Below are 19,478 nucleotides of genomic sequence, written 5' to 3'. Positions count from 1 at the left end.
GTTGAGAATTGCCCGGCATATGAGTCTTAAGTCCAAGGTGCTGCAAGAGAAAATGGTCTGCCGGATGCGGAAGAGAGTTTGATCCTTCTTTTGGCAGGCGTGGTTTGACCAAAGGCAAAGAAAGGTTTTCTCGCTGCCCGCTTTGGTTTAGTTTCCGTAAACGGTTGCAGCGCGGGACAGCGCCGGCGGTCGTTTTAAACGGGGATAATACGGAGAGACGTATGCTGAATGAGTTCAAGGAGTTTATTGCCCGCGGGAACGTGATGGACCTCGCGGTCGGTGTCATCATCGGCGCCGCCTTCAGCAAGATCGTGACGTCGGTCGTCGAAGACCTCGTGATGCCCATCGTCGGTGCGCTGACCGGTGGTGGTTTCGACTTCTCCAACTACTTCCTACCGCTGTCGGCCAACGTCACGGCGACGTCTCTCGCCGCTGCCCGTCAGCAGGGCGCCGTCTTTGCCTATGGCAACTTCATCACCGTGCTCATCAACTTCCTGATCCTCGCTTGGATCATCTTCCTGATGATCAAGGCCGTGAACCGCATGCGCGCGTCGATCGAGAAGAAGAAGGACGAGGCACCGGCCGCGCCACCGCCGGAAGATATCCTTCTGCTCTCGGAAATCCGCGACCTGTTGAAACAGCGCGCCTGAGGCTTCTCGCGGCCCCGTTCTGGCGGGGCCGCGAAACATCACAGAAATCGATAAACCGGTCAGATAAAGTCGCGTGATCGCAGAAGCGAAAGCGGCTAGAAGCGATGGGCAGTCTGGAGCGGTCCATTTCCGCTCTAATCCATTGGAATCTTTCACGATGCTCCCGGGCGATCCGGCGCGGGACCGTCGTGCCTCCGGAGCCCGCCGATGACCATCCTCAGCACCATCAGCCCCCGCGCACTTGCGGCGCCCGAAAGCGGCATCGTCGAGGTGGTGAACTATGCCCGCGGGCGCGACGGCCTGATCCCGCTCTGGGTCGGCGAAGGCGACCTGCCGACGCCGGCCTTTATCAGCGATGCGGCACGCGAGGCGCTTTCCGCCGGCGAGACCTTCTACACTTGGCAGCGCGGCATCCCGCCGCTGCGCGAGGCGCTGTCGCGCTACTATCAGCGGCGTTTCCAGAAAGCCCTTTCGCCCGAAAATTTCTACGTCGTCGGCTCCGGCATGCAGGCAATCAAGCTCTCGATCGAGGCGATCGCTTCGCCGGGAGACGAGATGGTGCTGCTGACGCCGGCCTGGCCGAATTTTGCCGCTGCCGCTGACCTCTCTGGCGTCCGTCCAGTTTCCGTCGAACTGCGCTTTGAACACGGAAAGTGGCAGCTCGATCTCGATCGACTGGAAGCGGCGATCGGCCCGAAGACCAGGGCACTGTTCATCAACACGCCGTCGAACCCGACGGGATGGACCGCGACTAAGGAAGAACTGGCCGCGATCCTGGCGCTGGCGCGCAAGCATGGTCTGTGGATCATCGCCGACGAGATCTACGCGCTCTATTACTATGCCGGCGCCCGCGCGCCGTCCTTCCTCGATGTCATGGAAGAGGGCGACCGGATCCTCTTCGTCAATTCCTTCTCGAAGAACTGGTCGATGACCGGCTGGCGGGTGGGTTGGATCGTCGCCCCGCCGGAGATGGGGCAGGTGTTGGAGAACCTGGTGCAATATTCGACGTCAGGCGTCGCCCAGTTCATGCAGCGCGGTGCCGTCGTGGCGCTTGACGAGGGCGATGCCTTCCTGGACGCGAATGTCGCCAAGGCGACCAGCAACCGTGACGTCTTCTGCGACGCGCTGATCGCTACCAACCGGGTGGAAACGCTGAAGCCGGATGGAGCGCTCTACGCGTTCCTGAAGATCGATGGCGTCACGGATTCGCGCGCGGCCGCGATCGATATCGTCGACAAGACGGGCGTCGGCCTGGCGCCCGGCACCGCCTTTGGCGATGGTGGTTCGCTGTTCATGCGCGCCTGCTTCCTGCGCGACCCGGCCCAGGTGAAGGAAGCGGCGGCCCGCTTGCAGCGATACATCCTCGGGCGCTGACTTCTGCCAGGAAGGGCGATCGAAGACGGCGACGCTATTCGTCGCCGGTTTCGCCGAGCAGCTTCTGCTCATGGGCAATTGCGTGGCCAATCAGCCGCGCCCAGATGTCCTCGTAGAAGTCAGGATCGAGGTTGTAGCTCGCGGCGTTCTTGCGGGCGTTCTCACGCACTTCCATCACCCGCGCCGGAATGTCGGCCTTCAGCTTCAGCGGCCGTTTGATCTCGGCCGCCCGGTCGATATAGCCCCAGCGTTCGGCAAACAGCGTCATCAGCGCCTGGTCGAGCCGGTCGATTTCGGCACGCACGTCGGCCATGGTGGTGCATTGCGCGGGGGTCTTTTGCATCTGTCTCGTCCGATTGCCTGGTGCATGGCCGTCGTGGCCAAGCGCAGGTCCAGGTGTTCGAGCGTCCCTCGGCTCTGGGCAAGCGGAGCGCTCTTGCGGCGCACTGCTAACAAACGATGAGCTCAATGAGAAGGGGCAACAGGGTCGCAGCATGCGACCGGTGACAGTGGTCACCTCAGCAGGCGATCGCTGGGCAGGGGAGGAGGGTGCGGTCCTGTCTCCGTCTGCGGCGATCGCCTGCTGACGTGTTGAGGGAAGTTAGCCGGCCAAGCTTGAGCGAGGCTTTTTAGAGCGGGATGAGGAAAAGTGTATGCGGTTTTCCGCCCGCATCTCGCTCGAACTTAAGAGAATCGATCATGTTCCGATCATTAGCTTGATCGCGAGGCCGACGATCGTCACGGCTGCCACCCCGGCGCACCACAGGCCCACGAACCAGAGAAGCTTGCGGCCGGTTCCGGTTTCATCAGTCAATGGTAACCCTCCTCCGGATCGACCTTGCCGCGGAACACCCAATAGGAATAGCCGGTATAGGCGAGGATGATCGGCACCAGCACCAGCGCGCCGGCGAGCAGGAAGGACAGGCTCTCCTCAGGCGCCGCCGCATCCCAGATGGTCAGCGATGGCGGCACCATATAGGGGTAGAAGCTGATGCCGATGCCGGCATAGCCGAGCACGAACAGGCCGAGCGCCGCAAGAAACGGCCGGCTGTCGTGCCTGTTGCGAATTCCTGTGATCAGCGCATACAGGCAACCGAGAACGAGGGCTGGCACGATGACGCTGAAGATCGCCGTCGGAAAGCCGAACCAGCGCTTCAGATATTGCGGCTCCAGGAACGGAGTCCACAGACTGACGATGCCCATGGCGGCGACGGTGCCGAACGAGCACTTGAGCGCGAGGTCGCGGGCGCGGTCGGCGAGGTCGCCATGGGTCTTCATGACCAGCCAGGTGGAGCCGAGCAGGGCATAACCGACGACGACGGCGACGCCGGTCATGATCGAGAAGGGCGTCAGCCAGTCCCACCAGCCGCCGACATAGGCGCGGTTCTCGACGGGGATGCCCTGGACGAGCGCGCCGAGCGTGATGCCTTGCGCGAAGGCGGCGAGCATCGAACCGCCCGAGAAAGCCCAGTTCCAGAGATATTCGGCGCGCCTGGTGCGCCAGCGATATTCGAAGGCGACGCCGCGGAAGATGAGGCCGATGACCATGGCGATAACAGGGGCGTAGAGTGCCGGCAGGATCGTCGCATAGGCGAGCGGAAACACCGCCATCAGACCGCCGCCGCCGAGCACCAGCCAGGTTTCGTTGCCGTCCCAGACCGGCGCGACGGAATTCATCATCACGTCTCGGTCGTGCTTCTCCGGGAAGAACGGGAAGAGGATGCCGACGCCGAGGTCGAAGCCGTCGAGAATGACATAGGCGAGCACCGCAAAGGCGATGATGGCGGCCCAGATGAACGGCAGATCAAACTCCATGACGACCTCCATGAGTGCTGGTGCTGGCGATGGCGGGGCCTGGCATGATGCCGGAGCTGCGCAGCGGCCCTTCGTCGAGATCCGGCATCGGATCACGCGGCAATCGCGCCATCAGCCTCAGGATGTAGAAGGTGCCGGCGCCGAAGACGAAGAAGTAGACGATGATAAAGGCGATCAGCGAGGCGGCGACGGCAGGGGCTGCGATCGGCGCCACCGAGTTCACTGTCAGCAGGTGGCCGTAGACCGTGTAGGGCTGGCGGCCGACTTCGGTGGTGACCCAGCCGGCGAGCACGGCGACGAAGCCGGCCGGGCCCATCACGACTGCCGCCCGATGCAGCCAGACATTGCTGTCGAGCGTGCCGCGGTAACGACACCAGAGCGACCAGAGGCCGATGCCGAGCATGGCGAACCCAAGGCCGACCATCACCCGGAAGGACCAGAACACGATGCCGACGGGCGGATGCAGCTCTTCCGGGATCGTATCGAGGCCGGCGAGCGGCGCGTTGAGGTCGTGCTTCAGGATCAGGCTGGAGAGTTTTGGAACCTCGATGGCATAGTCGACGCGCTTTTCGGGCGAGTTCGGAATGCCGAAAAGGATCAGCGGCGCCCCATCCGGATGGCTCTGGTAGTGGCCTTCCATCGCCATCACCTTGGCCGGCTGGTGCTCCAGCGTGTTGAGGCCGTGCATGTCGCCGGCAAAGATCTGGATGGGCGCGACGATCGCCGCCATCCACATCGCCATCGAGAACATTTTGCGGGCGCGGCGCGGCGCCGTCTTGCGGATGAGGTGCCAGGCGCCGCAGGCGCCGACGACGAAGGCGGTCGTGAGGTAAGCGGCAAGCACCATATGGGTGAGGCGATAGGGGAAGGACGGATTGAAGACGATCGCCCACCAGTCGACCGGGACGAACTGGCCCGATTCGTTCATGGCGAAACCGGCGGGCGTCTGCATCCAGGAATTTGCCGAAAGGATCCAGGTGGCGGAAATCAACGTGCCGATGGCGACCATGACTGTGGCCAGGAAATGCAGTTTTGGCCCAACGCGGTTGAGCCCGAAGAGCATGACGCCGAGGAAGCCCGCTTCGAGGAAGAAGGCGGTCAGCACCTCGTAGCCCATCAACGGCCCGATGATCGGCCCGGCCTTGTCGGAAAAGACGCTCCAGTTGGTGCCGAACTGGTAGGACATGACGATGCCGGAGACCACACCCATGCCGAAGGCGACCGCGAAGATCGTTTTCCAGAAGTGGAAGAGTTCGAGGTAGACCCCGTCCTTCTTCAGGAGCCACAAACCTTCCAGTACCGCGAGGTAGCTTGCAAGGCCGATGGAAAAAGCAGGGAAGATGATGTGGAAGGAGACGGTGAAGGCAAACTGGAAGCGAGCGAGCAGGGTCGCATCGAAACTCTCAAACACGGGCGCAATCCTTTCAGACATACGGCAACGCGCGTCGCTGACGCGTGGCCGTATCGCTCTGGCTGCTGCATCATTCGTCCCATGATCGATCGTCGATCAGGGGACTTTTCTTGGCCGTCCGTCGGGGCGTTTTCGGTGTTGGCCCCGGCTTCTCAGCACGCGCTTGAATCTGCGCCAAATTTGCCAAACGTCAATGACGGCGCGTCCGCCACGTTGTCACACTGCGGCAATGTTGCGCTGCGGCATATTGGACGGAGTTTCACCAGAGAGCGAAGCAGGCGACCGGCAATCGATCAAAGGGTTGCCGGGACGGCGTCAGCGGACCGGGAGATAGGCTTCGGCAAGCTCGGTCCAGAAGGCGGCGCCGATCGGCAGCAGGTCGTCGTTGAAGTTGTAGGCCGGGTGGTGCAGCGGCTTGTCGTCGTCGCTGACTTTCGAGCCGAGGAAAAAATAGGTCCCCGGCTTTTCCTGCAGCATATAGGCGAAATCCTCGCTGCCCATGAAGGGACGGGCGAGATCGACGACCTTGTCGGCACCAGCAAAGCGTACTGCGAGATCGCGCACGAAGTCGGTCTCGGCCTTGTGGTTGATCGTCGCATCGTAGCTGCGCTGGTAGTCGACCGTCGCGCGCATGCCGAAGCTCACGGCCTGCGCTTCGGCGATCATGCGGATGCGCCGTTCGAGTTCGTCGCGGACATCAGGCTCGAAAGAGCGGATGCCGACGACGATCTCGGCACGCTCAGGAATGATGTTGCTGGCGGAACCCGCATGGAAGGCGCCGACGGTGACAACAGTGGGGTCCATCGGGTGGATGTTGCGCGAGACGATCGACTGCAGCGCCATGATGATCGAGGCGCCGCAGACGATCGGATCGGCCGTCTCCTGCGGTTCCGCGCCATGCCCGCCGCGGCCGTGAACGGTGATGCGCGCCTCGTCGACGGCCGCCATGATCGGGCCTTCCCGGAGGGCAAACCGGCCGAAGGGCAGGCCCGGCTCGTTGTGAAGCGCAAACACCGCGTCGCAGGGGAACTTCTCGAACAGGCCCTCGTCCATCATGATCTTGGCGCCGCCGAAGTTCTCCTCGGCCGGCTGGAAGATCAGGTGGATCGTTCCGTCGAAATTGCGCCGCTCGGCGAGCGCCCGCGCCGCGCCGAGCAGCATGGTCGTGTGGCCGTCGTGACCGCAGGCGTGCATCAATCCTGCGGTCTTGCTGGCATAGTCGAGACCGGTTTCTTCCAGGATCGGCAGCGCATCGATATCGGCGCGAATGCCGATTGATCTCCCGCTCGTGCCGTTCCGGAGCGTGCCGACGACGCCGGTTTGGGCGAGACCCGTCGTCACTTCATAGCCGAGGCTTTCGAGATGCTTGGCGATGAAGGCGGAGGTGCGCTTCTCCTCCAATCCAAGTTCCGGATGGGCATGCAGATCGTGGCGGATGGCAACGAGTTCCGGCATGGCGTTGGTGATCGAGGGGGAAAGCTTCATGTCAGGCGCCACGGGTTGGGATGCGATTTTCGAATGTGCGGAAGGCCACCACCAGAATGCCGGTGAGGCACATGTAGATGAGCGCCAGCAGGAGCAGCGGCTCGTAGGTGAGGAAGGTTTCCTGCCTGACCTTGGAGATCACTGCATAGACGTCGACGACGGTCACGGTGGCAACGAGCGGCGTCGATTTGAGCTGCAGCACTGTTTCGCCGTTCAGCGTCGGCAGCGCCCGGTGGATGGCGCGCGGCAGCCAGATGCGCCGGAACATCGTCCAGGGGCTCATGCCATAGGCTTTGGCCGCCTCCAGCTCGCCCGGCGGCACGCCGGCAAAGGCGCCGCGCATGACCTCGCCCTCATAGGCGGCAAACGAGACGGTGAGTGCCGCCACGCCATAGGGCCAGGCCTCGCGCAAATAGGGCCAGAGGAAGGACTGGCGGATCGCCGGAAACTGCGGAAACAGCGAGCCGAGCCCGTAATAGAGCAGCCAGAGCTGCAGGAGCAGCGGCGTGCCGCGAATGACAGTGCAGAAGACCTTGGCCGGCAGTTTCAGGAACCAAGGGCCTGTCACCTGCACGAGGCCGATCGGCACCGCCAGCAGGAAGCCGAGGATCGCGGTACTGAACAGCATCACGAGGCTGACGAGAATGCCCCAGCCAAGCCGAGGCAGATAACGCGGCAGCCAGTCCCAGCGCATGAAGACGGCAACGGCGACGACGAAGGCGGCGAAGACCAGCATCATCACGATGCGATGCGGTACGAAGAAGCTCCGAGCCGTCGGCAGGTCCTCGGGCGTGAAGGCAACGGCGTGGGTGGTTTCGTTGGTCATCGCTGCACCGCAAAGCCGCGTCGGGCATGGCGTTCGAGCATGCCGATGAAGACGTTGGACACGAGTGTCAGCGCCAGATAGAGCGCGCCGGCGGCAAGGAAGAACAGCAGGTATGCCTTGGTCGTGCCGGCCGCCTGGCGCGTGACCAGCGTCAGCTCGCTGAAGCCAACGACAGCGAGAAGGGCGGTGTCCTTGGTGGCGATCAACCAGAGATTGGAAAGACCGGGAATGGCATAGGGCAGCATCGCCGGCAGCGTGATACGCCTCAAGACCTTGGTCGGCGACATGCCATAGGCCCGCGCCGCTTCGATCTGTCCGGCGGGCACCGCCTTGATCGCGCCACGCAAGACTTCGGTCGAGTAAGCCCCCTGGACGACGCCGATGACGAAGATGCCGGCCATCAGGCCGCTGATGTCGACCGGGCCGATCGCAAAGAGCGCCAGCACCTGATTGAGAAGATCGGTGCCGGCGTAATAGAGCAGCAGGATCAGCACCAGTTCCGGCACCGCACGCACCACCGTGGTGTAGCATTCAAGCAGATCCCGCAGCACCGGACCGCCATAGAGCTTGCCGAAGGCGCCGCCGATGCCGAGTGCCAGGCCGAGCGTGAAGCCGCCGACGGCGATCTGGATGGAGTTGAAAAAGCCCTGCAGCAACACGCCGCCCCATCCGGGCGCGTTGAGCGAGAGCAGGCCCCAATTGATGAGGGAATCCGCAGCCATGCGTCGTACTCCGATGGCGCCAGCCGGCGGCGGCTGCTGCGCCCGCGTCCCCTTTCAGGCACACAAGGCACAGCACCTCTGGGCCGCCGGCCGATCGCGCCTTAATCGCCGTAGATGTCGAAGTCGAAGTACTTCTTCGAGAACGTATCAAAGGTTCCGTTGTCACGGATCGCCTTGATCGCAGTGTTGACCTTGTCCTTGAGCTCGGTTTCGCCCTTGCGCAGGCCGACGCCCACACCCGGGCCGATCACGGCAACGTCTTCGGCGACGTCGCCCTTGTAGTCGCAGCATTCCTTGCCCTGGTCGGTCGCAAGGAAAGCCTTCAGCGCGATGGCGTCCGCCTGGACGGCATCGAGGCGGCCGGCGGCGAGGTCGTTGTTGGCTTCGTCCTGCGTCTGGTATTCCTTGACGTCGACGCCTGCCGGCGCGAAGTGCTTGGCGGCATAGGCTTGGTGGACCGTCGAGACCTGGACGCCGAGCGCCTTGCCGTTGAGACCTTCCGGCGTCGGCTTGATGTCGACGCCCTTGGTGCCGATGATGCCGGTCGGGGTGTTGTAGTATTTGTCCGAGAAATCGATCGTTTTCAGGCGTTCGTCGGTGATCGACATCGAGCTGATGATCATGTCGATCTTCTTCGAGGTCAGCGCGGGGATGATGCCGTCCCAGGCGACCGGCGTCAGCACGCATTCGAGCTTCGCCTCGGCACACATCGCGTTCATGAACTCGACTTCCCAGCCTTCCCATTTGCCGCTGGCGTCGGGCGCCGTGAACGGCGGATAGGGCTCGGCGGCGACGCCGACCTTAAGCGCTTCGGCCGAAGCGGCGACGCCGCCGCTGACGGCGATTGCCGTCGCAACGGCCAGGACTTTCAATGCCTTCTTCATGCTGTTCCCCTTTTTGGTTGTTTAGCATTCCGGAATTCAGTGAATGGAACTGATGAACTTCTTGAGCCTTTCCGACCTCGGCGAACCAAAGATGGCCTCTGGCGGGCCCTGTTCCTCGATCACGCCGTTGTGGAGGAAGACGATGTGGTTGGCGACGTCGCGCGCGAACTTCATCTCGTGGGTAACCAGGATCATCGTGCGCTTCTCGCGCGCGAGATCGCCGATGACCGAAAGCACTTCGCCGACGAGTTCAGGATCGAGCGCCGAGGTCGGCTCGTCGAAGAGCATGACCAGCGGTTGGATAGCGAGCGCCCGCGCGATCGCCGCGCGCTGCTGCTGGCCGCCGGAAAGAAAGGCCGGGTAAGCGTCGCGCTTCTCATAGAGGCCGACGCGCTTGAGCAGCGTTTCGGCGGTGGCGACCGCTTCGGCCTTCGGCTTGCCGAGCACGTGGATCGGCGCCTCGATGACGTTTTCGAGGATGGTCATGTGCTGCCAGAGATTAAAGCTTTGGAAGACCATGCCGAGCTGGCTGCGGATGCGCTGGACTTGGCGGCGGTCCTCCGGCACGAGGCCGCCTCGGCCGTCGGGTTTCATCCGGATCTTCTCGCCATGCACGCTGACGCTGCCGGCGGACGGGAGTTCCAGAAGGTTGATACAGCGCAGGAAGGTGGATTTGCCGGAGCCGCTGCCGCCGATGATGGCGATCACGTCGCCCTGTTTCGCCGTCAGCGAAACACCCTTCAGCACTTCCAATGGCCCGAAACGCTTGTGCAGGTCAGTGACCGCGATTGCCTGGGCCGCATCCGTCATCGGCACGCCGCTCCAACGGCTCTGCGCGCTTTTTCTGTCAGCATGAGAACAGTTCCCCTGTCGTTTCCCGCGCGGCATCTTTGGCCTGTCACGGTTTTGTTGATTGGCATGGTTGCACTTGTGTCGCTATTATTCAAGCGTATAATAATACGCATCGTCGATTTTTCGACGCCCGCCCCCAGCCTTGATTTCCCGAAGGAGCCGCCCATGTCCCCGTTCCGGCCGAAGCCATCGTCGACCGCGCCAGGGCACTTGTTCCAGCGGGTCGCCGCATGAACCGGCGCAGCTTTCACCGCGCTCCGGAAGGCGAACGCCGCCAGGAGCTGATCGAGGCGACGCTCGATTGCATCTCCGAATTTGGGCTCAAGGGCGCGACGGTGCGGCAGATCGCGATCCGCGCCGGCGTGACCGCCGGGCTCGTGCGTCACTATTTCGAATCGAAGGATCAGATGGTCGCCGAGGCCTATCGCGCCGTCATCGCATCCTTGACGGACAAGGCGAGCCAGGTGGAGGGTGATCCGGAAACCCGCCTCAGGGACTTCATCGCGATCAACCTCACCGAACCGGTGGCCGACAGCCGGAGCATCTCGCTGTGGGCCGCCTTCATCAGCCAGGTGCGTGTCGATCCGGTACTCGCCGAGATCCATCGCGAAGGCTACCTCGCCTTCCGCAACACACTGCAGGAACTGCTCGCCGATTTTCTTGCGGCGAAGGGCAAACCGGCGGACGCAGAAACCTGCCGGGCGTTCGCCATCGCCATCAACGGGCTGGTCGACGGTCTTTGGGTGGAGGGGTGCCTGGCGGGCGACCTCTTTCGCGAGGGTGAACTGGTCGCCATCGCCATGTCGTCGGCCGAGGCACTGCTCGGCACGTCGATCGGAACTGCAAAACAATGACAACGGGAGAGAACACCATGCGCTACGCGTCCATCACCGAACGTCTTGCCGATCTTGGTTCGGGAAAATGGTCGCTGCATATTCGTGCCCGCCAACTGAAGGCAAGTGGCGCCGACATCATCGAACTGACCATCGGCGAACCGGACCTTCCGCCGGACCGCGCCCTTCTCGATGAATGCCAGCGCGCGATGAATGCCGGGCGCTACCGCTATTCCAATGGCCGCGGCGAGCCGCCGGTCGTGGCTGCTCTCGCGGAAAAATATCGCCGGCGCCGTGACGACGTCACCGCGGCGAACGTCTTGTGCTTCCCCGGCACCCAGACGGCGCTCTTCTCCGTGATGCTGGCCCTGGTCGAAACCGGCGACGCGGTGCTCGTCGGCGACCCGCTCTATGCGACCTATGAGGGCGTGATCCGCTCCACCGGCGCCCATCCGGTACTGGTGCCGCTGAAGCCGGAATTCGGCTTCCACATGCAGGCCGAAGATCTTGAAAAGGCGATCACACCCGAGAGCCGGGTGCTGCTGCTCAACACGCCGCACAATCCGACCGGGGCCGTGCTGACCGCGACCGAGATCGCCGCGATCGGCGAGGTCGCGCGCCGTCACGATCTCTGGATCGTCTGCGATGAGGTGTACGAGGAACTTGTCTTCGACGCCGTCTTTGCCTCGCCCTTCGACAATCCGGATCTCGCCGAACGCACCGTCGTCGTCTCGTCGATCTCCAAGTCCCACGCCGCGCCCGGCTTCCGCAGTGGTTGGGCAGTCGGCCCGGTCGAGTTTGCCAACCGGCTGCTGCCGGTTTCGGAAACGATGCTCTTCGGCACCCAGCCTTTCATCGCCGACATGACCGCCTATGCCCTGACCCATGACATCGATACCGCGCGGCGGATGCGCGAGTCCTATCAGTCCCGTGCCGCACAGATCGTAGCCGGTCTTGCCGCGGCACCCGGCATCGAGGTGTTCGCGCCGGAAGCCGGCATGTTCATTGTGATCGACGTTTCCGGAACCGGCCTTGACGGCGATGCGTTTGCCTGGGCGCTGCTCGAAGAGGAGGGGGTTGCCGTCATGCCTGGATCATCCTTTGGCGATCAGGCGCAGAACTATCTGCGCGTCAGCCTGACCGTGCCTGATCGGGACATCGACGAGGCCTGCCGTCGCATCGCTGCGCTCGCCGAGCGGTCCAGCCTGCGTAAGGAGCGCTGCGCATGACGATGGAAAAAACAGTTGGAGAAGTGCTGGTCGATCTGCTCGAGGCCAATGGCGTCGAGGTGGTTTTTGGCATTCCCGGGGTGCACACGGTCGAGCTTTATCGCGGGCTGGCGGCATCGAAGATCCGCCATGTGACCCCGCGCCATGAACAGGGTGCGGGCTTCATGGCCGATGGATATGCCCGGGTCAGCGGCAAGCCGGGTGTCGCCCTCGTCATCACCGGTCCGGGACTCACAAACACCATCACGGCGATGGCGCAGGCTCGGCAGGATTCCATCCCGATGCTGGTGATTTCCGGCGTCAATCGCCGCGATTCGCTCGGTCACGGTCGCGGGCTCTTGCATGAGTTGCCCGACCAGCACGGCATGATGAAGACGCTGGCGCTCTACTCGCACACGCTGCTCAATCCGGAAGACCTGCCTTTCGTCGTCGACCGCGCCTTCTCGGTGCTCGTCTCCGGCCGGCCGGGGCCGGTGCACATCGAGATCCCGACCGACGTGATGGCGGCGAAGATCGCGCCGCAGGCGGTGCGGCCGGCGACGGCGACGCGCCCGCGCTCCGACAGCGAGACGCTGCAGCGTGCAGCGATCCTCTGTGCCGACGCCTCGCGGCCGGTGATCATCTGCGGCGGCGGCGCGTTGACGGCGGAAGCCGAAGTGACGGCGCTTGCCGAGAAGATCGGCGCGCCTGTCGTCACCACGGTCAACGCCCGCGGCATGCTCGCCGGCAACCCCTTGCGCGTTCCCGCAAGCCCCAGCCTGAAGGCGGTGCGGTCGCTCCTCAAGGAAGCGGACCTTGTCCTGGCGCTCGGCACCGAAATGGGCCAGACGGACTACGACATGTATGCCGATGGCGGTTTCCCGGCCTTGCGCAATCTCATCCGCACCGACATTGACTCAGCGCAGCTCGCGCGCGGGCCGCATGCAGCCCTTTCCATTCTCTCCGGCGCCAAGGCGGCCACGGCAGGCATCCTCGCCTTCCTGCCCGGCCACACCGCGAAGGATGGAGTGGGGCGCGCCGAAACCGCGCGACGGGCAGCGCTGAAGGAACTGACGCCGAAGATGAAGGCCGAGATCGGCATCATCGACACGGTCTACAGGACGTTGCCGGACTGCACCGTTGTCGGTGACTCGACCCAGGCCGTCTATGCCGGCAATCTCTATTGCGATGCGCCGCGCCAGCGCAGCTGGTTCAATTCCGCGACCGGCTACGGCTCGCTCGGCTACGCCCCGCCGGCGGCCGTGGGCGCTGCCGTTGCCGATCCGTCGCGTCCGGTCGTGTGCCTTGTCGGCGACGGCGGCTTCCAGTTCTCGCTGGCCGAGATCGGGTCCGCGGTGGATGCGCAGGCGAAGGTGATCTTCCTCGTCTGGAACAATGACGGCTACCAGGAGATCGAGTCCTACATGGTCGACGCCGGCGTTACCCCTGAAGGGGTCAGGCCCTCGGCGCCGGACTTCCTGATGGCGGCCAAGGCCTATGGGGTCGAGGGGCAGCGGCTCACCGCGGTTGCCGATCTGGCGCAGGCGCTTGCCGCAGCCGCAGAGCGCAAAGGCCCGTCGCTCATCGAGATCCACGAGAGGCGGACGGCGGGTCTCTCGGCCTGACCGCGCCTCAGTCGCACAACGGGCCGGATTTGACTTTTCCGGCCCGCAATGGTGTTAAGGGCGCCCATGCTCGAATCCGGCCACGTTCTTTCGTTAAGGTCGGGCATTCGGGCTGAGTTTCGTCTCGCTGGCGCTGGAGCGCCGCGCGTCTTGTAGGCGCCAAGGAAAGGGACCGCGTCCTCGATGGACCGCTTGGGTGGTGGCAGCAAGAATATGCAGGCCGGCCGGCTTCTCGCCGTGCTGTGGCTGTTCTGCGCCTCCTTCGCAATGCAGGTCATCTCGGTTGGGCAGAGCATTCCGTCCCGCTCGTCCTCTGGCGCCCAGGCCGGTAATGTCACCGATACCGGCTCGACCGATCGCCCTGCAGCCCGGCAGATCTCGCGGGCGACACCGCTTTCAGACCTTCGGTTCACGGCCGAGCGCAAGGACGCGAAGTCCGCGACCGACGATGGGTTACCGGCGCTGCTGCCGGTATCCGCGGAGCTGGAATTTCCCCAATCGTCGGACGGTCGGTTCCTGCGCCGTGTCGCAGAGCAGATCGGCGGGGCTTCGAGCCATGGGCCCCATATTCGCGCACCCCCGCGCGCCTGATCCATCAAGCATATTCTGGCTCGTTTGCGGCTTGGACCGCTACGCCGCCATTGATGAAACAAAGTCCTGACGACGCGCCCCGCGCCCGTGCAGGCTCTTCTGGAACCACAACATGCGTACATCGAAATGGGCGATTCTCGTCTATGTCGCCGTGATCATCTTCGGATGCGTCGCGGCGCTTCCCAACGTGCTGACGCCAGCACAGCGTGAACAATTCGCCGCCTGGCTGCCGGTCAAGCCGGTGACGCTCGGCCTCGACCTCAAGGGCGGTTCGCACCTCGTCCTCGAAGTCGACGCCGCCGGCCTGCGCAAGGCCCGCCTCGAAACCTTGCTCGACGATACGCGTCGGGCGCTGCGCGCCGAACGCGTTCCGGCTTCGTCTGCCCGCATCGCCGGCGACACCGTGACGGTCAAGATCGAAGACGCTGCCGACCGCGAGAAGGTTCTGCCGAAGCTTAAAGAGTTGGCTGCCCCGGTTGGCACGCTCGGCTTTGGCGGCTCGGCTTCCGATATCGCGGTCACCGAGGATGGCGACACCATCACGGTCGCCATGACCGAGGCCGGCCTCGCCGACCGCACCACCAAGGCGGTTGAGCAGAGCCTGGAAATCATTCGTCAGCGCGTCGATACCGTCGGTGTTGCCGAGCCGCTGATCCAGCGCGTCGGCTCCGACCGCATCCTCGTCCAGCTTCCAGGCCTCGAGGATCCGACGGCACTGCGCCAGCTTCTCGGCTCCACAGCCCAGATGAGCTTCCACATGGTCGACCAGACTGTGGATCCCAATCAGCCGGCACCACGTGGCGTCGACATCCTGCCGGGTGCGCACGACAACAACAAATATGCGGTCGAAAGTCGCGTTGCGATTTCGGGCGAGCGGCTGGCCGATGCCAAGGCCGGCTTCGATCAGCGCACCAACGAGCCGATCGTTTCCTTCACCTTCGACTCCCTGGGTGCCCGCCAGTTCGCGGAAATTACCCAGGCCGCCGTCGGCCGGCCCTTTGCGATCGTGCTTGACGGCAAGGTTCTGACGGCACCGGTCATCCGCGAGCCGATCATCGGTGGCAATGGCCAGATCAGCGGCAATTTCACCGCGCAGGAAGCAACCGTTCTGTCAGCGCTCCTGCGCTCGGGCGCGCTGCCTGCACCGCTGACTGTCATCGAAGAACGCTCGGTCGGCCCGAACCTCGGCTCGGATTCCATCCGCATGGGCATCTATACCGGCCTTGCCGGCTTCGCCCTCGTGGTTACCCTCATGGTCGTGCTCTACGGCGCATGGGGCATGATCGCCAATGTCGGCCTGGTGCTGCACACGATCCTGACGATCGCGCTGTTGGCCATGCTCGGCTCGACGCTGACGTTGCCCGGCATCGCCGGTATCATTCTCGGCATCGGCATGGCGGTGGACGCCAACATCCTGATCAACGCGCGTATTCGCGAAGAGACGGAAGGCGGCGCCGGCGCGATGAAGGCGCTCGATATCGGCTTCAACAAGGCCTACGCAACCATCATCGACTCCAACGTCACGACGCTTTCGGGCACCGTGCTGCTGTTCGCCTTCGGCTCCGGCCCGGTGAAGGGCTTCGCGGTCACCATGATGCTCGGCATCATCATCTCGATGTTCACGTCGATCACCGTCGTACGCCTGATGATGCGTGAGGTCGTCGTTCGCCGGAAGATGAAGAAGCTCGAAATTCCGTCGCTCTTCGGCAAGGTTCCGAAGCTTCCGTCCTTCTCCTTCATGAAGGGCCGCTTCGTCGCCATCGGCATGTCTGCCTTCCTGTCGATAAGCTCCGTGGTGCTGTTCTTCACACCTGGCCTCAACTACGGCATCGACTTCGTCGGCGGTATCCAGGTCGAAACCACCTCGAAGAACACGCTCGATCTTCCGACGCTGCGCCATAACCTCGAAGCGCTCAACATCGGCGAAGTGGCGCTGCAGGAATTCGGCCAGGACAAGTCGGTTCTGATCCGTGTTCAGCGTCAGCCGGGCGGCGAGCAGGAGCAGACGGCGGCACTGAACCGCATCAAGGACACCGTAGTCCAGACAATCTCCGATGCGACCTTCGAGCGTACCGAGGTCGTCGGTCCGACCGTCAGCACCGAACTTGCCCGTTCGGGCTTCCTCGCCGTCGGTCTCGCGATGGTGGCGATCCTGCTCTACATTTGGTTCCGCTTCGAATGGCACTTCGCCGTCGGCGCGATCGCAGTTCTATTGCTGGACATCACCAAGACGATCGGCTTCTTCGCGCTCACGGGCATCGACTTCAACCTGACGGCCATCGCCGCGCTGCTGACGATGATCGGCTACTCGGTCAACGACAAGGTCGTGGTTTATGACCGCATGCGCGAGAACCTCCGCAAGTATAAGTCGATGCCGTTCTCCGACCTGATCGACATGAGCATCAACCAGGTGATCGCGCGATGCATCTTCACCTCGATGGCGACGGCCCTGTCGCTGGTGCCGATGGCGATCTGGGGTGGCGACGCGGTCAAGAGCTTCGCCTGGCCGATGATTTTCGGCGTGATCGTTGCGACCACGTCGTCGATCTATATCGGCGGACCGATCCTGCTCTTCCTGAACCGTTGGTGGAAAGATCGCGAAGCGTCTCGTTCGAGCACCACGCCTCAGGCGGGCACGCCGGCGGCGTGATCCGGCGGTCCCGGGATACAAAACGTGAAGGGGCGGCCCGGCGGGCCGCCCCTTTTTTGTCCGAATGTGCTGTCTTTATCCCCCTCGTGCCTTGCAGACTGATTCTTCGCTACCTAGATAGCGAGGGTCTCCGGTTCCGGGGCGGGAGAACGGATTTTGCGTCCGCGTCCCCCTAAGATTTGAAGGGTGAGAATTATTTTTCGCATCTTCATCTTTTTAATTGACGGAATTGGTAGATTATTCTAGTTTGCCAATACGTGACGCGGGGAGTCCGCCTCACGGTTGTTCATCAAACGCACCGGCATGCTGATGCCGGGCCAGCCAAAGGAGAGTGACATGTTCGGAAACGTCTCGACCGCCGCCTTCTTCGGCACGCGTCTCCTTTGTCGCGCAACAGAGAAACGTCACATTCGCAATCTCTGCCGAATGTGACCGTCGAACCCCTCGAACTTTATCTTTTGCCGAAATTGAAAGTCTCCGCGCCTCCGGCGTGGAAGGAGCGTTATTTGTATGAGCAAGCAAGTTATCGAATTTGGCGGCGAAGCCGTCGGTGTGGTCGTCCCGGATGAAGATCGCTTCAAGTTCGTGGCGGTGAAGTATCACGTCTGGGATCTGGACGCGAAGCGCTTCGGCTCGGCCGAGGAAGCACGTGCCGCGATCCGCCAGCTGCTGGCCCACCAGGCCGTGTCGGCGAAGCGGCGGGGTCACAGCGCAGCCGCATGAAGCGGGTGAGAAAGGTCGTTTTCGGCTTTTCTCCCGCATCCGCCCGATACTTCTGAAAATCGTCGTTGCTTCCGCTGCAAGCGTGGCCGCGACTTCGGCCAATTCTCCACTATAATTATATGTTGGCAGTACGTTTCTTGTGCTATGCCAAGATGTATTTGCATTTGCGCGGATGATTCCCGTATCGGGAGCCGCAGGGAAAGCGTGCCGGAATGCTGACGAAGAAGGGAAAATACGGTCTGAAGGCTTTGGTCGATCTTGCACGGCTGGAGCCGGGGGAGACCGCCTTCATCACCGAAATCGCCCAGCGCAACAATATCCCGAAGAAGTTCCTGGACACGATCCTGCTCGAACTGCGCAACGCCGGCATGCTGCGCTCGAAGAAGGGCCCGGGCGGCGGTTATTCGCTATCGCGGCCCGCTGCCGAAATTCGCATCGGCCATGTGATCCGCACGCTGGATGGGCCGTTGGCGCCGATCCGCTGTGCCAGCCGCACGGCCTATGAGGTCTGCGAGGACTGCAACGATCCCGAGACCTGTCAGGTGCGGGTATCGATGACCACGGTGCGCGACGCCGTTGCTGCGATCCTCGACTCGATGACGCTTGAAGAGTTCGCCGCCGACAAGTCGATGCCGCTCGAAACTGTCGAAGAAATGCGGGCCGGCTGACGAAAACGCCGCCGATCGCGCCAGTTTTCCCCCGAAGTCTGCTTCCAAGGCTTGGTTTGCCAAGAAAAAGCGCTTATCTGCCGTCAATGGTCTGGCGGGCAGCGTTGCAGCCTGCCACTTAAGTCTTCGTAAGATCGGGGTCATCATGGGTTTGAGACAAGCATCTGCGCATGAGCGCACCGCGGTTGCGGCTTTGGAGTCGATCGGCCGGACGCTGACGACTGCAATGGTCGGCATCAAGGCGCTGACTGACCACCTTGGCTCCGACGAAGCTTTTGCCCGCAGTGTCGTCGATGCAGTCGAGTTGATCGGCGAGAGCCAGGGGCGTGTCGTCGTCTCCGGCGTCGGCAAGAGCGGCCATATCGGCCGCAAGATCGCTGCGACCCTAGCATCGACCGGCACCTCGGCCTATTTCGTGCATCCGACCGAAGCGAGCCACGGCGACCTTGGCATGGTCACCTCGCAGGACGTGCTGATCCTGCTCTCGTGGTCGGGGGAGACGGCCGAGCTCGCCAACATGCTCACCTATGCCAAGCGCTTCAACGTGCCGATCGTCTCGATCTGTGCCAACCGCGACAGCGTGCTGGCGCGGAATTCCGAAGTGCCGATCGTACTGCCCAAGGTGCAGGAAGCCTGCCCGCACGGCCTCGCGCCGACGACATCCGCAATGCTGCAGCTCGCCGTCGGCGACGCGGTGGCGATCGCGCTTCTGGAACGGCGCGGCTTTTCGGCCGAAGATTTCAAGACATTCCACCCCGGTGGCAAGCTCGGTGCGCAGTTGCGGCTGGTCCGCGAGCTGGCGCATGAGGGCGCCCAGATGCCGCTGCTCCAGACGGGGCGGCCGATGAGCGAGGCCCTCATCGAAATGTCGTCGAAGGGTTTCGGCGTCGTCGGCATCGTCGATGACACCGGCAAGCTTGTCGGTGTGATCACCGATGGCGACCTGCGCCGCCACATGTCGGGCGATCTGCTCCAGCAACCGGTCGAGGCGGTGATGTCGCGCAATCCGCGGGTGATCCGTGGCGACGTGCTCGCGAGTGGCGCCATGGAATTCATGCAGCAGCACAAGGTAACGGTGCTGTTCGTCGTCGGCGATGGCGGAGCACCGGTCAGCATCCTGCACATTCACGACCTGCTGCGCGCCGGCGTCGTCTGAGGGCT

18 protein-coding genes are annotated in these 19,478 nt (G+C 63.2%); 10 read left to right on the top strand and 8 right to left on the bottom strand.

Features of this window, described 5'->3' with window-relative positions; all coding sequences use genetic code 11:
- The first annotated feature begins 221 nt into the window (after nucleotides 1-221).
- Together mscL and ACTJKE_RS17040 are read left to right on the top strand one after the other, a co-directional pair.
- Nucleotides 222-650, top strand: a complete 429-nt coding sequence (gene mscL / locus ACTJKE_RS17045) for a large conductance mechanosensitive channel protein MscL (RefSeq protein ID WP_057248138.1) — start codon at nucleotides 222-224, stop codon at nucleotides 648-650.
- Between the two features lie 207 nt (nucleotides 651-857).
- The gene (locus tag ACTJKE_RS17040) at nucleotides 858-2,024 is read left to right on the top strand and encodes a pyridoxal phosphate-dependent aminotransferase (protein WP_058323581.1); all 1,167 of its coding nucleotides are present in this window, start codon (nucleotides 858-860) and stop codon (nucleotides 2,022-2,024) included.
- Between the two features lie 34 nt (nucleotides 2,025-2,058).
- On the opposite strand, the gene ACTJKE_RS17035 is transcribed toward ACTJKE_RS17040, so the two are convergent.
- The 8 genes from ACTJKE_RS17035 to ACTJKE_RS17000 all read right to left on the bottom strand — a co-directional run bounded on the left by ACTJKE_RS17035 (nucleotide 2,059) and on the right by ACTJKE_RS17000 (nucleotide 9,977).
- Nucleotides 2,059-2,367 (bottom strand): chorismate mutase family protein, encoded by a 309-nt coding sequence (locus ACTJKE_RS17035; RefSeq protein ID WP_057248140.1) that lies wholly within the window; start codon nucleotides 2,365-2,367, stop codon nucleotides 2,059-2,061.
- 467 nt (nucleotides 2,368-2,834) lie between these two features.
- Nucleotides 2,835-3,839, bottom strand: coding sequence for a cytochrome d ubiquinol oxidase subunit II (gene cydB / locus ACTJKE_RS17030; RefSeq protein ID WP_058323579.1), 1,005 nt, complete (start codon nucleotides 3,837-3,839; stop codon nucleotides 2,835-2,837).
- Nucleotides 3,829-5,250 carry a cytochrome ubiquinol oxidase subunit I gene (locus tag ACTJKE_RS17025; RefSeq protein WP_112947173.1) on the bottom strand — a complete coding sequence of 474 codons (1,422 nt, stop codon included), beginning with the start codon at nucleotides 5,248-5,250 and terminating at the stop codon, nucleotides 3,829-3,831. Before ACTJKE_RS17025 ends, cydB begins: the two co-directional genes overlap by 11 nt.
- A 315-nt stretch (nucleotides 5,251-5,565) precedes the next feature.
- Entirely contained in the window at nucleotides 5,566-6,735 is a 1,170-nt protein-coding gene (locus ACTJKE_RS17020; protein ID WP_058329034.1) for a M20 aminoacylase family protein, read from the bottom strand.
- A gap of 1 nt (nucleotide 6,736) precedes the next feature.
- Nucleotides 6,737-7,561 carry an ABC transporter permease gene (locus ACTJKE_RS17015; RefSeq protein WP_058329033.1) on the bottom strand — a complete coding sequence of 275 codons (825 nt, stop codon included), beginning with the start codon at nucleotides 7,559-7,561 and terminating at the stop codon, nucleotides 6,737-6,739.
- On the bottom strand, nucleotides 7,558-8,283 hold the full coding sequence (locus ACTJKE_RS17010) for an ABC transporter permease (protein WP_057248145.1): 726 nt from the start codon (nucleotides 8,281-8,283) through the stop codon (nucleotides 7,558-7,560). The genes ACTJKE_RS17015 and ACTJKE_RS17010 overlap by 4 nt, the downstream gene beginning before the upstream one ends.
- Nucleotides 8,284-8,384: 101 nt before the next feature.
- Nucleotides 8,385-9,167: a transporter substrate-binding domain-containing protein gene (locus ACTJKE_RS17005; RefSeq protein ID WP_058329032.1), complete on the bottom strand. Its 783-nt coding sequence runs from the start codon at nucleotides 9,165-9,167 to the stop codon at nucleotides 8,385-8,387.
- 36 nt (nucleotides 9,168-9,203) lie between these two features.
- Entirely contained in the window at nucleotides 9,204-9,977 is a 774-nt protein-coding gene (locus ACTJKE_RS17000; protein ID WP_057248147.1) for an ABC transporter ATP-binding protein, read from the bottom strand.
- 272 nt (nucleotides 9,978-10,249) lie between these two features.
- On the opposite strand from ACTJKE_RS17000, the gene ACTJKE_RS16995 reads away from it, so the two are divergent.
- The 8 genes from ACTJKE_RS16995 to ACTJKE_RS16960 all read left to right on the top strand — a co-directional run bounded on the left by ACTJKE_RS16995 (nucleotide 10,250) and on the right by ACTJKE_RS16960 (nucleotide 19,473).
- A complete protein-coding gene (locus ACTJKE_RS16995) occupies nucleotides 10,250-10,873 on the top strand; it encodes a TetR/AcrR family transcriptional regulator (RefSeq protein WP_057248148.1) in 624 nt (207 codons plus the stop codon).
- Between the two features lie 17 nt (nucleotides 10,874-10,890).
- The gene (locus tag ACTJKE_RS16990; protein WP_057248149.1) at nucleotides 10,891-12,081 is read left to right on the top strand and encodes a pyridoxal phosphate-dependent aminotransferase; all 1,191 of its coding nucleotides are present in this window, start codon (nucleotides 10,891-10,893) and stop codon (nucleotides 12,079-12,081) included.
- Nucleotides 12,078-13,685, top strand: a complete 1,608-nt coding sequence (locus ACTJKE_RS16985; RefSeq protein WP_057248150.1) for a 5-guanidino-2-oxopentanoate decarboxylase — start codon at nucleotides 12,078-12,080, stop codon at nucleotides 13,683-13,685. The genes ACTJKE_RS16990 and ACTJKE_RS16985 overlap by 4 nt, the downstream gene beginning before the upstream one ends.
- A gap of 183 nt (nucleotides 13,686-13,868) precedes the next feature.
- The gene (locus ACTJKE_RS16980; protein WP_245296243.1) at nucleotides 13,869-14,276 is read left to right on the top strand and encodes a hypothetical protein; all 408 of its coding nucleotides are present in this window, start codon (nucleotides 13,869-13,871) and stop codon (nucleotides 14,274-14,276) included.
- Nucleotides 14,277-14,388: 112 nt separating this feature from the next.
- On the top strand, nucleotides 14,389-16,926 hold the full coding sequence (secD, locus tag ACTJKE_RS16975; protein WP_057248152.1) for a protein translocase subunit SecD: 2,538 nt from the start codon (nucleotides 14,389-14,391) through the stop codon (nucleotides 16,924-16,926).
- A gap of 510 nt (nucleotides 16,927-17,436) precedes the next feature.
- Nucleotides 17,437-17,649 carry a hypothetical protein gene (locus ACTJKE_RS16970; protein ID WP_057248153.1) on the top strand — a complete coding sequence of 71 codons (213 nt, stop codon included), beginning with the start codon at nucleotides 17,437-17,439 and terminating at the stop codon, nucleotides 17,647-17,649.
- A gap of 212 nt (nucleotides 17,650-17,861) precedes the next feature.
- Complete coding sequence (locus ACTJKE_RS16965; protein WP_057248154.1) at nucleotides 17,862-18,317, top strand: RrF2 family transcriptional regulator; 456 nt, start codon at nucleotides 17,862-17,864, stop codon at nucleotides 18,315-18,317.
- Between the two features lie 145 nt (nucleotides 18,318-18,462).
- Entirely contained in the window at nucleotides 18,463-19,473 is a 1,011-nt protein-coding gene (locus ACTJKE_RS16960; protein WP_057248155.1) for a KpsF/GutQ family sugar-phosphate isomerase, read from the top strand.
- Nucleotides 19,474-19,478 lie beyond the last annotated feature (5 nt).

This window comes from Ensifer sp. 22521, assembly GCF_052044795.1.
GTDB lineage: Bacteria > Pseudomonadota > Alphaproteobacteria > Rhizobiales > Rhizobiaceae > Ensifer.
This window is presented reverse-complemented; position numbering and strand designations above follow the sequence as displayed.

Bases quoted from the DNA above. Each gene is read 5' to 3' on its own strand.
- ACTJKE_RS17035 (WP_057248140.1), bottom strand. From the start codon at position 2,367: ATGCAAAAGACCCCCGCGCAATGCACCACCATGGCCGACGTGCGTGCC.
- ACTJKE_RS17005 (WP_058329032.1), bottom strand. From the start codon at position 9,167: ATGAAGAAGGCATTGAAAGTCCTGGCCGTTGCGACGGCAATCGCCGTC.
- ACTJKE_RS16990 (WP_057248149.1), top strand. From the start codon at position 10,891: ATGCGCTACGCGTCCATCACCGAACGTCTTGCCGATCTTGGTTCGGGA.
- ACTJKE_RS16970 (WP_057248153.1), top strand. From the start codon at position 17,437: ATGAGCAAGCAAGTTATCGAATTTGGCGGCGAAGCCGTCGGTGTGGTC.
- ACTJKE_RS16980 (WP_245296243.1), top strand. From the start codon at position 13,869: ATGGACCGCTTGGGTGGTGGCAGCAAGAATATGCAGGCCGGCCGGCTT.
- mscL (WP_057248138.1), top strand. From the start codon at position 222: ATGCTGAATGAGTTCAAGGAGTTTATTGCCCGCGGGAACGTGATGGAC.
- ACTJKE_RS16960 (WP_057248155.1), top strand. From the start codon at position 18,463: ATGGGTTTGAGACAAGCATCTGCGCATGAGCGCACCGCGGTTGCGGCT.
- ACTJKE_RS17015 (WP_058329033.1), bottom strand. From the start codon at position 7,561: ATGACCAACGAAACCACCCACGCCGTTGCCTTCACGCCCGAGGACCTG.
- cydB (WP_058323579.1), bottom strand. From the start codon at position 3,839: ATGGAGTTTGATCTGCCGTTCATCTGGGCCGCCATCATCGCCTTTGCG.
- ACTJKE_RS16965 (WP_057248154.1), top strand. From the start codon at position 17,862: ATGCTGACGAAGAAGGGAAAATACGGTCTGAAGGCTTTGGTCGATCTT.
- ACTJKE_RS17040 (WP_058323581.1), top strand. From the start codon at position 858: ATGACCATCCTCAGCACCATCAGCCCCCGCGCACTTGCGGCGCCCGAA.
- secD (WP_057248152.1), top strand. From the start codon at position 14,389: ATGCGTACATCGAAATGGGCGATTCTCGTCTATGTCGCCGTGATCATC.
- ACTJKE_RS16985 (WP_057248150.1), top strand. From the start codon at position 12,078: ATGACGATGGAAAAAACAGTTGGAGAAGTGCTGGTCGATCTGCTCGAG.
- ACTJKE_RS17010 (WP_057248145.1), bottom strand. From the start codon at position 8,283: ATGGCTGCGGATTCCCTCATCAATTGGGGCCTGCTCTCGCTCAACGCG.
- ACTJKE_RS16995 (WP_057248148.1), top strand. From the start codon at position 10,250: ATGAACCGGCGCAGCTTTCACCGCGCTCCGGAAGGCGAACGCCGCCAG.
- ACTJKE_RS17000 (WP_057248147.1), bottom strand. From the start codon at position 9,977: ATGACGGATGCGGCCCAGGCAATCGCGGTCACTGACCTGCACAAGCGT.
- ACTJKE_RS17020 (WP_058329034.1), bottom strand. From the start codon at position 6,735: ATGAAGCTTTCCCCCTCGATCACCAACGCCATGCCGGAACTCGTTGCC.